General features: G+C 36.0%; 6 protein-coding genes and 3 pseudogenes. 1 reads left to right on the top strand and 8 read right to left on the bottom strand.

Annotated features, from left to right (window positions below):
- Positions 1-12 precede the first annotated feature (12 nt).
- Complete coding sequence (locus tag OPR52_RS06050) at positions 13-1338, bottom strand: IS4 family transposase (protein WP_265037763.1); 1326 nt, start codon at positions 1336-1338, stop codon at positions 13-15.
- 60 nt (positions 1339-1398) lie between these two features.
- Positions 1399-2093 (bottom strand): annotated as a pseudogene (locus tag OPR52_RS06055) (IS630 family transposase); the annotation flags it as partial.
- A 124-nt stretch (positions 2094-2217) separates the two neighbouring features.
- Here OPR52_RS06055 and OPR52_RS06060 point away from each other — a divergent pair.
- Positions 2218-3050, top strand: a pseudogene (locus OPR52_RS06060) (IS5 family transposase).
- Here the strand turns inward: OPR52_RS06060 and OPR52_RS07915 are convergent.
- The 6 genes and pseudogenes from OPR52_RS07915 to ltrA form a co-directional block, all read right to left on the bottom strand.
- A pseudogene (locus OPR52_RS07915) lies at positions 3025-4020 on the bottom strand (IS110 family transposase). The pseudogenes OPR52_RS06060 and OPR52_RS07915 overlap by 26 nt on opposite strands.
- Positions 4017-5354, bottom strand: coding sequence for an IS110 family RNA-guided transposase (locus OPR52_RS06075; protein ID WP_265037784.1), 1338 nt, complete (start codon positions 5352-5354; stop codon positions 4017-4019). Before OPR52_RS06075 ends, OPR52_RS07915 begins: the two are co-directional and overlap by 4 nt.
- Positions 5355-5869: 515 nt before the next feature.
- Positions 5870-8875 carry an ankyrin repeat domain-containing protein gene (locus tag OPR52_RS06080; protein WP_265038012.1) on the bottom strand — a complete coding sequence of 1002 codons (3006 nt, stop codon included), beginning with the start codon at positions 8873-8875 and terminating at the stop codon, positions 5870-5872.
- A 133-nt stretch (positions 8876-9008) separates the two neighbouring features.
- On the bottom strand, positions 9009-10211 hold the full coding sequence (locus OPR52_RS06085; protein WP_458694293.1) for a multidrug effflux MFS transporter: 1203 nt from the start codon (positions 10209-10211) through the stop codon (positions 9009-9011).
- Positions 10212-10357: 146 nt separating this feature from the next.
- Entirely contained in the window at positions 10358-11482 is a 1125-nt protein-coding gene (locus OPR52_RS06090; protein ID WP_406833389.1) for a hypothetical protein, read from the bottom strand.
- 152 nt (positions 11483-11634) lie between these two features.
- On the bottom strand, positions 11635-12936 hold the full coding sequence (ltrA, locus tag OPR52_RS06095; RefSeq protein WP_265037833.1) for a group II intron reverse transcriptase/maturase: 1302 nt from the start codon (positions 12934-12936) through the stop codon (positions 11635-11637).
- Between the last annotated feature and the right edge of the window lie 381 nt (positions 12937-13317).

The raw sequence follows: 13317 nt of genomic DNA on the forward strand, positions 1-13317 counted from the left end.
ATACGCGTCAAGTTAAGAGATTGTGAGCAAATTTAGAGAGGTTAAAGTGGATACTCTAGCCCTTCTACGTTTGTCTTTTAATGAAAATCGCGACCAAGTTATAGTGAGTTTTTTAAGAAATGCTTTTAAACTATTAATTTTGGTTAATACTAAAAATAACTCTCTAACCCGCCTTTTTAGCTCAATAAATGCCTTTGTTAAGCTAAGTTCTGTATTCTTTTTCACTTCTGTGCAAACAACTATGCCGTGAAATATAAGAATTGCGCACAATTTAGCATATAGTTCACATAATACTCTGCATGGCTTTCCTTTTAGCTTATCAAGTCTGATATGGCTTTTATACAATTTAAATAATAACTCAATTTGCCACCTTACTCTGTAAATCGTTAATACTTGCTCAGCACTAATTTTATTTTCTGGAACATTAGTTATAAATATTGACCAGTTCAACAATTTTTGATTTCTTTTAGAGGATGTATATCCCTGCGATCTTGCTAATCTATTAGCTTTCCTTCTTCTGGCTATAGACTGTTCTTCAGTTAGTTTCTGACATATAATTCTTACTCTAATTTTTGCTTCTTTTCCTAACAATACCTCGTTTTCTAAAAATAACTTATCCTCTAAACATTCTAATAACTCCATTTTTTGATTTGTTTCTACATCATATACGTTGGTATCGGATTTATAACGACTTATGAAATAAGCTCCTATTTCATTGATTTGTTTAAAAGAACTTGGCACAAAATAACCGAGATCAGATATTAGCAAATCATTGCTTGATATATTACTTAAATGTTTCCTATATCCCTGGTCTGATCTTATTCCCTCCGTTAAATTAAGTTGGTCTATTATCTGATTCATGTAATCGAAAACTAATTGTAACTTTATTCCAGACTTAGTATTGCTTTCATAGCCACTGTAGCTAGTACCATAACCTTTATACATCTCTTCCATACTGTTAGGTAGAGTAATATAGCTACTGTCCAATAATTTAACACTATTAAATTGCTGTAAGATTTTGCAATCAACTTGCAAGATATTTTTAAAGAGAACCACAGATTCATTATACATCCTTTTCATAAATTCCACTGCTTCTTCAGTAAATCTAAAATCCAAACCTTGTTTTGTTATATCTATCGAGTCCTCGTTTAGTAATTGACACATTGTTTCTACGCTACAATTATCAACTCCTATATTACCCAAGACCATGGCTTTTACGAATGATGAACCTTTTAGCTTTCTCTTTCTTTTTATAAACCTTGTTGTAATTGAGATTTTCTCTGCTTTTTCATTAAAAAATTCTTTGAGCTTTTTTGATAAGCAAGTTATTTTATTCATTGGTTCTCTCACTAAAAGTATATCTGGGAGAACTTATACCTTATTATTCTATCTCTTTCATACCTTTATTTCCTTAACTTGACGCGTATGGTCAAGAATGACAGTCTGTCCAGGTTCCAAGATCGGTGTCAAAAATTGCTCAAACCATCCATTAAAAACATCCATATTACAGTGGCCTTCAAAGGTTAACGGAACAACTATCTTTCTTCCACTTAAGGCTGCAACCATACTGATTCGTTGAGTTTTCTTTCCAGATTTTAAGGCATAAAACCGCTGTCCTTTCTGGCAATATCCGTAGGGGTAGTCTTCGGTGTTATCAATGCCAGACTCATCTATATACACTAAGTTTTTAGGTTCTTTTGTCGCTATAATTTTCAAAAATTCAGCACGTTTTTCTTCGTTTCTTTCCTTGTATCCATATGTCTTTTTTTGCGCGTAAATTCAATTTTTTTAAGGGCTCGATAGATCGTTTGGATACTAACGTTGTTCCAAAGTTTAGCCATTTCCGATAGAGTCTTTCCTCCGTGTTCTCTGGCAAATTTGGCAAAGGTATCCCAGTCGGTAATTTTGTGATTGTAACCCCCATTTCCAAGTTTTTTTGATTGAAAGTCTCCTGTTTCTTTTCTTCTTTGCTGCCACTCCCATAAAGTAGTTCGTCCAATCTTAAATCTTGCTGCCACTGTTTCTCTGCTTTCTCCTTCGTCTAGCGCTTCCATTGCTTTTTTTCTTAAATCATAACTATATGCTGCTGGCATTCAACCTCCTTATCATCATCTACCCTTATCCTATCACATCCGGACTTTTATGGAAAGAGCTCTAAGAGGTTGTCCGGAAACAAGTAAAAGGCTATAATATCTGAAATTTTAGTACGGGGTAAAGATGAGAAAAAAGTATCCAACAGATCTAAGCGAAAGGGAATGGGCAAGAATAGAAAAACACTTCAGAGTATCATACAAGAAAGGAGGAAGGCCGCCAAAGTATAGCAAAAGAGAAATATTAGAAGCAATTTTCTATGTATTGCGTACAGGGTGTCAATGGCGGTATTTACCAAATGATTTTCCGCTATGGAAGACTGTGTATGAGCAGTTCAGGCAATGGAAGAAGCAGGGAATTTTTGAGAAAATGAATTATGAAATTACAAAATATAGTAGAAGAAAAATAGGAAGGAATGAGCAGCCGAGTGCCTGTATAGTAGATAGTCAATCTGTAAAGACTACAGAAAAGGGGGGATCAAAGGCTATGATGGAAGTAAAAAAGTAAAGGGTAGAAAAAGGCATATAATTACAGACACTCAGGGTTTTATACTAGGTTGTTACGTAGGCGCTGCTAACGAAAATGATAGAGATGGTATTAAAATAGCATTAAACAATATGAGAACAAAATATACTAAAGTTAAAAAAATGTGGGCTGACATGGGATACCAAGGAAGAAATTTAAAGAATCACATAAAGGAAGAATATGACATAGATATTGAAATTGTTAAAAGGCCTCCATGTAGATTTTGGGTGCACAAAGATACGCCACCTGAGCTACTACCAACAAGAGAACAAGGGTTTAAAGTACAGCCAAGAAGATGGGTTGTAGAAAGGACTTTTGCTTGGGTTAATAGGAATAGAAGGCTATCGAAGGAGTATGATTTACTCACAACATCCACTGAGAATTTCATATACCTAGCTATGAGTAGGGTTATGTTAAAGAGGGAATATGCTTGAATTTACTTGTTTCCGGACAACCTCTAAATGGTTGATTATTTTTAAGAATACCAAAAAAGACATGCATTAATTTTCGCATTAACGCAAGAACTATGACTTTTGGACATTTGCCTTTACTTGCTAGACGCTGACAAAACTTTTGAAAATGATTATTATGGTTTTTGACTACTATAGCTGGCATATAAAGAGCTTTTCGAATACGCTCAGATCCTATTTTGCATATGCAACTTCTCTTACTTACTGACGATCCCGATTGATAATGTCCTGGATTTAGACCAGCAAAAGCTGTAAATTGTTTAGCATTGTCAAAGTTATCAACTGATGGCATTTCTGCGACAACAGCAACAGCAGTAAGATATCCTATACCTTTTATAGTCTTAAGGTTTTCCACCATATTTTTTAGATGTGGATAGTTATTTATATGCTCATTAATTTCTTTTTCGAGAACAATAATTTGCTCCTCTATTGCCAAAATTACTTTAGATATAGCTTCTTTGCAACTGGAATGCATATTTTTGTTTTCCAAGCGATTTGTCTGTTGCACCTTATCATCTTTTAGCGATTGCATGCAACGGTAAAGCTCCCTCAAATGCCTCATTTCAGGTGCAATGGGCTTCCAAAGAGCAGGTTTGTTGGCGATACAAAATCTAGCTATCATAGCTGCATCTGATTTATCTGTCTTATTTCTGAGCAGCTCACTTTTGCCAAAAGCTTTCTGGGTTTACTATACTGACATTATGTCCTAAATCGTGCATAAAAGTAGCCAAATCTTCTCCATACCAACTAGTTGCTTCAAGACATAAATGAGTAAGATTTGCTCCATGGCCATTGCACCAAACTACAAGTTTTGCAAAACCATCTTGATTATTTTGAAAGACTTTGTGTCGTTTTTTACTGTCCACTAACAAACATCAAATTTCTTTTTTGAAATATCCACACCCAAAATAGCATTTACTCCTAAGAAACTCACTCAACTAACTCTTCTTGTTGAACTAATATGTAGCCAAATTCGCTCGCTTTTTTGATCAAATTTTTTACAGTTCTATCTTTATAGCGTGTTTCATAGTATTCCATTCCTTTTTCTACATATTCCTGTCCGTATTTGAGCATACTATAAAATATGCATGCCATTTTTCTTGCAGTAGCTGTTATTGCTTTTGGTGCTCCTAGTCGTTTTTTCAATCTTCTGTAGTATGCACCCAACGCACTTTTACTATTTCCTACAGAATGAGCAGCTATTCGCAAAGCATTTGCAGCACGGTTAATGACTTTACGTGTTCTTGTGTTAAACACTTTTTCCCCTGTAACTTTATTAGCAGGACTGAGTCCCAACCACGATGAAAAGTGCTTTTCTGTTGGCCATTTACTATGGTTTATACCAACTTCTGAAATTATGGTTTGTATACTTAATACATCAAATCCAGGAATTTTAGTGAAATCCATACCAGTTATTCGGTGCAGTTCCTCATACAAAGCAAAGCTTGGCTTACTTTTGCTATTTTTATTCTTTTGCTTACTTAGCTGTTTGCTTTCACAAGACTTTGTTTCAAACGTTTTATAATAGGCTTCAATATTTCTATCACATTCTGCTATTTTTTCTTGATAAATATTATATAGTTCAAATTCTTGCTTTAGCGTGAATAAGTGTTCCTCTCTATAGTCACCAGCTAACGCTTTTGCAATAGTAGACTGATCATTTTTCATTCGCACGTCCCTGAATTCTGCCAATTTTTCAGAATCTCTTTCGCCTTCAATTATAGCTTCAATGATTTTCATACCAGTTATCCCAGTAATATGACTAATAACCTTGTGTAATTGTATATTCATTTGAATTAATGCCTTCTGCATACGCAGAATATGTGTAGATGCACTTTCAGTGAGATTTTTGCGTTGCCGCACGTAACTGCGCAATACACACATCTGATTATCTGGCCTAAACGATCCATGAAGCAGTCCGTAGCTATGCAGTTGTTGGAGCCATTGGCAATCTTGAACGTCAGACTTCCTACCAGGTACATTCTTTACATGCCGTGCATTTACCAATCTTACCTCGAATTTGTATGACTTAAGTATTTGAAATAAAGGAATCCAATATACTCCTGTTGATTCCATAGCTACTGTTGTAACTTTACACTTTTTCAACCACTGTGCTAAGTTATGAAGGTCTTCAGTAAAGCAGCCAAATTTCTGAACGCGTTGTTCATCTCTTCCTTCAGGTACACACACATAGTGTACAGCTGAACCAATGTCTATTCCTGCTGCATTAGGATTCACTATTTCTAATTTACTTTTTGCTTTTTTCATGGTAACTCCTACATATAATTTGTAATAGGGAAACGCTTCAGCTTGGAACGGTTGATAGTACAATCTCCTAACCGAGGTAGTCTAAATGACTCCATCAATGATTTGACCGTTCCTTCCAAAACCATGCTTGCATACGGGCACTTAGGCACCATTGAAAATGTCGGTCATAACTGCAAAGGCGCTCCCTGTACAACTATACTTGAAAACTACTAAAAACTTAAATTTGTGTGTTTCTTTCTGATTTGACAGATTTCGTCTGTTCGATGCTTGCATAAAATTGCCTCCAAGACTATAAATAAACTGAGAGTTTAGACTAACCTTGTAATACGGGATATAATTCCAAAAGATACTGTTCAGTCTTTAACTCTATGGGAGGGAAGCAAAATCTGGCTTAATGGCATTAGTGTCGCATCAGCTTCACCCTCCCTGTGAGGTATTTTAGCTCTAATGCCTCACATCATAAAGATACAAGTGTCACGCACTGGAATGACACCTTTTCCGGTAGAAGATCACTATCAAATCACATTGCTCTGGTCATTATGATCACCATTATTTTGTTCAACTGATTGATCGACCCCAGGTGAAGAAGAATCATCATAAGGTTGTGTGTCAGACTTTTCTTCGTCAGACCCAAACAACCATGAAAAAAAACCACCAAAAAATGATGCAATTAATGAAAAAGGCTTCATAAGTATACTAAACAAACTACCAAAAAAAGAGCTCGGCTGTTCTTCTGTTTGTGCAGGTTCTGTGGAAGCAACAGGACCTACATCGTTGTCTTGTACATCAGTTCCTTGTTCTGCACTGGTGGTGCTGGTTTGTCCTCCCTTATTTTGTGTAGATCCAGTAGGTTGACTACCGTTGCTTACACCAGTTCCTTGTTCTGCACTGGTGGTGCTGGTTTTTTCCCCTTCTTTGCTATTATCTGATTGTAGTTCAGTATCATCACCTACTCGTTTTTCTTCCTCTTGACCCCCTTCACTATCTGTCGATGATCCACCCGCTGAACCATCATCAGATTTTTCTGCTGGTTGCAATAGAGTTTTTATTCCTTCATCAGTGGCTAATTTGAAAGGAGTATTTCCATCTTCATTTTCTATATTAACATCTGCTCCTTTTTTTATTAAGAATTTTACTGTTTCCGCAGAGGCGTTTGCTGGACGATCTGCATAACCCATAAACACTTTATTTTTTGTAGCAAAATGTAAAGGAGTCCATAGATCGTTATCTTGTATATTAACATTCGCTCCTTTTTCTAATAAAAGTTCTGCTATATCCGTATAACCTTCTCTAGCAGCCCAATGCAAAAGAGTATGTCCATATGAATCTACTGCATCAGCATTTGCTCCCTTGTTTAATAAAGCTTTAACTATATCTTTATGGCTACTATTGTAATTATATTCCATCATACTCTGAAGAAGTGATTCCATTACTGTATCAACCTTTGCTCCATTATTTAATAAAACTTCAGTTGCATCTTTATGACCATAGAAAGCAGCTTCAAATAAAGGAACCCTTCCATCTTTATCTGCTATATTAACATCTGCCCCTGTTTGTATTAGAGCTCTTACTATTTCTACATTGCCCTTTCTAGCAGCAAAATGTAAAAGAGTTTTTCCATCGTTGTCTATTGAATTAACGTTTACTTTTTTACTTAATAGACTTTGAACTTCCTCATAATTATCACTTTTAACGGCTGAATACAAAGCTTCGATGTCCTTTTGCGTTTCTTCTAGAATTTTTACTATATGTTGCCTGCCTTGTTGAGAGGCAAGATTTAAAGGAGTGCTGCGAGTATTATCTAGTGGAGTAACATAAATTCCTTTTGCTTCTAATAGAACTGTTACTATTTGCTGATTGTAACTTTTAGCAGCTTCATGTAAAGGAGTCTTTCCATCTTTATCTACTGCATTAACGTTGATTCCTTCTACTTTTAATAGAGCTTCTATTATGCTTGTATCGAGTGGTTGCGTTTTGTTGGCTTCGTCAACAGCAACATGTAAAAGAGCGCGTCCAGTTTCAGACTGTACATTAACATCTGCTTTGCTATCAATTAAAAGCGAGACCATATCTTTGTTTCCTTTGGCAATAGCATGCCGTAAAGGAGTAAATCTGTTTCCATCTAAAGCATTAACATCTGCTCCTTCACTTATTAGACGCTTTAATCCATCAATATCACCTCTTTCAACAGCCTCAAATAAAGCAGCATTTTGTGGAACTTGGCTTTCTTCTTCATCATTTTGCAATACTGGATTAACATCATCAGTTTTTTCTGCGTTTTGCAATAGAGTTTTTATTTCTTCTGCCTTAGCTAAATTTAAGGGAGTTTTTTCATTTTTATCTTTTATATTAACATCTGCCCCTTTATCCAATAGAGCTTGCACCGCCTGCTGATAACCACTTTCAGCAGCAAAGTGTAAAGGAGTCTTTCCATCTTGATCTGTTGCATTAACATCGATCCCTTTTACTTGCAGTAGGGCTTCTACTACCTCTTTATGGCCCCATACAGCAGCCAAATGTAAAGGAGTCTTTTGCGACCAATCTGTTGCATTAACATTGATCCCTTTTACTTGCAGTAGGGCGTCTACTACATCTTTATGGCCCTTTTCAGCAGCCAAATGTAAAGGAGCCCTATCTCCATCTTGTGCATTAACATCGATTTCTTTTGCTCCCAGTAGAGCGTTCAATACATTTATGTCTATATTGCCCTTTTTAAGAACCAAATGTAAAGGAGTTTCGCCATATTCATCTTGTGCATTAACGTTGATTCCTTCTGCTCCCAGTAGAGCGTTCAATACATTTATATCTATGTTGTCCTTTTTAAGAACAGAATGTAAAGGAGTATCTTTCTTGTTATTTGGTAAATTAACATTGATTCCATCTTTTCCCAATAGGGCTTCTACTACCTCTTTATGGTTCTTTACAGCAGCTAAATGTAAAGGAGTTTCTTGCAACCAATCTGTTGCATTAACATTGATCCCATTTACTTTCAGTAGGGCTTCTACTACCTCTTTATGGCTCTCTACAGCAGCCAAATGTAAAGGAGTCTTTTGCGACCAATCTGTTGCATTAACATTGATTCCATTTACTTTCAGTAGAGCGTCTACTACCTCTTTATGGCCATTTTTAGCAGCCCAATGTAAAGGAGTCTTGTTATCTTGATCTTTTACATTAACCTTTGCTCCTTCACTTATTAGACTGTTTACTTCCTGAATATTACCGCTTTTAGCAACCTCAAGTAATTTAGCTGTGCTTTGTAATAGAGTTTTTATTTCTTCGTCAGTAGTTAAAACTAAGGGAGTGTTTTCTTCTTCATCTTCTGCATTAACATTTGCCCCTTTGTCCAATAGAGCTTCTACTACCTCTTTATGGCCCCATACAGCAGCAATATGTAAAGGAGTCTCTCCTTTATCATTTTCTACCTTAACATCTGCTCCTTCACTTATTAGACGGTTTACTGCATCAATATCACCTCTTTCAACAGCCTTAAAAAAATTATCTCTACTTTGTGAACTACTCATCCTACACCTCTTTGTAAAACTATATTGTTATGATAAAGCCGTTAATAATCTATGAGCTCTCACCCCCTGTAAAATTATATTATCATGATAAAGTCATTAATAACCCATGAGCTCTGGATCACGCAAATAATGGTTATTCCCTGTGTTTTTCAGTATATTTGAGCTGGCTGTACATAAGAATTGCAATTGTAGAGCATGCTATTGTTAATAGTAAATTTGGTAAAATACCATAGCGAAAAAATTTTCCTACTATATATATTCCAATAGCCCCAAACATCATATTGCAGAATGAGAGAACTGCACTACCAAGCCCTATACCTTTGATCGTTTCTAAAGCAGAAGTTACGTTATTGCTTATTATTAATGCAAGTCCGATATTGGCTGGAATCCAGGCGACTTGAAGAATTAATATATTCAACTTGTCCGCGAAATAAAAATATACCAATAAACTATCGGATATTATCGGTAACACCAAACCTATTATTAGCATTTTGCTAACCCCTACTTTTGGTACATACCTTCTATTAATTAAAGTTCCAATTATGTAAAATATGACTATGATCGATATGAGGTAGCCAAAATACTGTACTTCAATGCCCATCGATTCAAATATGAACGGGTAGTTAGCAATGTATGCCCAAAGCCACATGAAAGTTAATCCATGAATGGCTGAAAACCCAAGGAAACGATAATTTCTAAATATTGATATATATTGCTTGCAGATATTAGTAGTTATGTTAGTTATACTGGTTTCATTTTTATTTACAGTGAGTGTTTCTTGTAACTTAAAGTAGATAAAAATAAGTATAGCAATTGCTGCAAGTGATATAATAAAAAACAAAAATTTCCAACTATACCCATGTGAAATTATATAACTGCCCACCACTGGAGCTATTCCAGGTGAGAGTGCCACAACCATATTTAATTTTGAAATGACTCTCGAGTATTCACTACCCGAGTACATATCCCTTATTGCTGCATACCCAACAACACCTGCAACACCAGCCCCTGTTCCTTGTATGAAGCGAATTAGTATCAAGAGCGCAATACTGTCGGCTATATAACACATGACACTTGCCAAAGTAAAAATTGTCATACCAATCAGCATCATTGGACGCCTACCATAATGGTCCGATAATGGACCATAAATTAAGCCAGATACCGCAAATCCAACTAGATTTAAGCTAATTGTAAGCTGCACTACACTGCCTTCTACTTTAAAATAATTGGCAATGCTTGGTAGTGCAACTGAGTATAGGTCAGTTGCCATATCGACAATTGCTACAGACAATATCATAATAAGAGAGATGATATTTTGCGAAAGAGCTGTTTTCACTTAATGATTTACTGGATTAAATATACTTGATTATAATGTATTTTTTTCATTAGTATAAGTACAATGTTACATAGTAAACGATGTCATTCGAGTAGCGGACACTGAAATCTTAAACTAAAATCATAAAAAGCACGAATTTCAATACCTTATCTTTGATTATTCACTTTAAGCTTTAAGTCTTCAACAGAAGATACATTTGCCTCACTTACTACCTTTAGTGGTTCACCAAGGCTATGTTCCACTTTTGCTCTTTCCAGCTTGTTGTCTATCTGTTTATGGTATAAATCTTCTCCTCTTGTCCAAGATAGGTCTCCAGACACTGTCTCAGCATAGTTACCATTGTTCTTTCCAAAAGCAACTAGCTCCCATTGGTTTTTTTCTCCATTAACTGGGTTACTACGGGCCATATTTATAGTATGAAGCAGGGCTGGATTTAAACCTGCTTCATCCACTATATTCGAATTATATAGAGCTTCTATTCCACCATTGCTTAAAATTTCAAGCTTCTCATTACATATTTTTTCGTGATTTATAAATTGTCTCTGAAGCCTTTCTATTCCATCTGTGCATCCTAGTTCTTTCCAGGTGCTAAACACAGGTGTTGAAACAACAACACTTTTTGCTTTTTCATCTTGCACATATTTTACAGCCTTATTATAAATTTCTTTTTGGCTTAATAATTTATCTTTATACTCATATAAAATATTAATTGCTACACTTGGATTACTTATCGCAATGAGATCATTGTTTTGGGTTACCATAGTAAATATGCGGAATGATCCTAACAATATTCCTTTAGGAATCGTTATATCTTTTCCTATATGGTCTTTTATATTATTCAAAGCATCAAAGTCTATATATATTGCACCTTTCTGTCCTGTCATTTTTTCTGAAAGAGCAAGAGCAATTAACCTAAAGGTATCTATTTCAATAGCAAAATATGTTCTTTGTTCATCTGTCATATCATACATATTTTTAAAGAAATCCTTAATACTGATATCCTTGCCATCTATCTTCCACCTTTGATCTATTTCGCTCCAGTCATACTGGTGTAAGTCTACAACGTGTACTCCTTGAATTTCTTTCAGTTCACGTTTTAAATCATCTATCTGATTCTGCTCAAATCCCGGGCCATTTATAACCAAATATATGTCCCTCTCCTCCTTATTTTTTAACTTATGGTTTTTTATTATATCCAAGTAATTAAGAGCACTATTCTTACCATCTGGCAAAGATGCACCACGTACTCTTGGCACCCACGTTAGTATTATTGGTGCTTCATTTGATAATTCTTTAGTGTTCGGTAGAAGCTGTAGCTTTACTCCTCTCGTTTGAGTTTTATTACTACAACTCCCCCTAAAGAACCGTGCTTGCAGATTTCCCGCACACGGCTCATCAATATTAGTTTTCACAGTCGTCCCTCTTATGCATATAAAGAAAAATGTATTTTTGGCTTTGGTAATGGATTTACTTCTACGTAGTGTACAAACTGTTCCCAGGTCATACTCTTTTTCTGACTACGCCGATTTATCCATTTAAATGCTAGCTTTCTTACTGATGTGTAAAATTGTTTCAAACACCAATAATTTCCGCTAATACCAAAGTAGTTATAGTGTCCTGTTAATTTAGCCTTCAGTACTTGCCACCAATCTTTAAGTCGAATACTTCCGCGGACTATTTTCAACCACTCCTTGATTTCTTTTAGTTTTCTGGCTAGATTTAACTTAGAGGTTTTATGTCCCATCATTAATCTACCACGACGACTTTTTGCACCATAGTGCGTAAACCCCAGAAAATTGAAACTTTCCGTCCTTCGTTTCTCTCTTATCGCTCGTTGCCACTCCCTCTTGCCAAACTTTACTACTCTGGTCTTGTTTTCAGATACTTCCAACCCAAATTTATTTAGCCTTTGTTTCAGTAATTCCAGAAATTCTTCCGCGTCTACCTTACTTTCGCAACAAACCACAAAATCATCGCAAAACCTTATTTGTTGTATATATCCTCTGGATCTTGATTTAAATTTCTTTTCTATCCATAAATCCAACACATAATGTAAGTATATATTTGCTAATACAGGACTTACTATACCGCCTTGTGGTGTACCTTGTTTTGTTGCTTCATAATTTCCAGCTTCGACTATCCCTGCCTTGAGAAACCGCTTTACTAACCACAGCAAATTTGGGTCAGTTATTCGTTCCCTTAGACACCTCATTAGCCATTTATGCTGTATATTATCGTAGAACTTCTTGATATCCACTTCTACAATGTAGTTTATTGGCTTGTACTTAACTGCTTTATCTAGTGCATTTACCGCTTGATGACAGTTTCTTCCAGGTCGAAATCCATATGAGCTGTCCAGAAAGTTTGCCTCGTAAATATTTTCTAATATCTTCTTCAGCATAATCTGTACTAATTTATCCTCGGTCGATGGTATTCCGAGTCCGCGTTTCTCTTTACTTCCAGCTTTCGGTATATATACCCTCTTTACTGGTTGTGGTTGATATTGCTTCCTCTTCATACTTTCTACTAGCACTTCGAGTTTCTCATTCAGATTTTCTCCGTATGATTCCACTGTTATCTGATCTACTCCACAAGCCTTGTTACGCTTCAGTTCTTTATAACATCTCGCAAGATTCTCTGTATTTATCAGATGGACTAACGATGTGAATTTTAGTCGCTTATCTTGCTTTGCTCTTACTGCTATCTGGTTTAGTTTATATCGCATGTTATTCCTACCTCCGTTGTATTGGCATAGCAATCCCTATTCCAGTTACTATATTGCTGATCGCTTCCCCTTGTACGTGGCTTTCCCACATTCTGAGTACTATCAATCAGTCCGACTTCCCCTGCATCTTCCGCTAGTTCTTGCCTTTGTTGACTTGTTCCAACGTACCTTAATAGGAATGCATGGGATCTCCCAAGTTCACTTGAAGTCCATTTCAATACATGGCACGGTCTCAGATCCCGATAGAGTGAGTGATAACTTGCCTTTACGTTATCCTTCATGCTGTCTTCCATGGCCATGAACATGTCGACCTCTATGTCTTCAGGTATTTCGGGACTCCACTCCTTCACTTCCGTTGTGCCCTGCATTGTCCATCCCACT

It is taken from the genome of Wolbachia endosymbiont (group A) of Hylaeus communis (genome assembly GCF_947251915.1).
Taxonomy (GTDB): domain Bacteria; phylum Pseudomonadota; class Alphaproteobacteria; order Rickettsiales; family Anaplasmataceae; genus Wolbachia; species Wolbachia pipientis.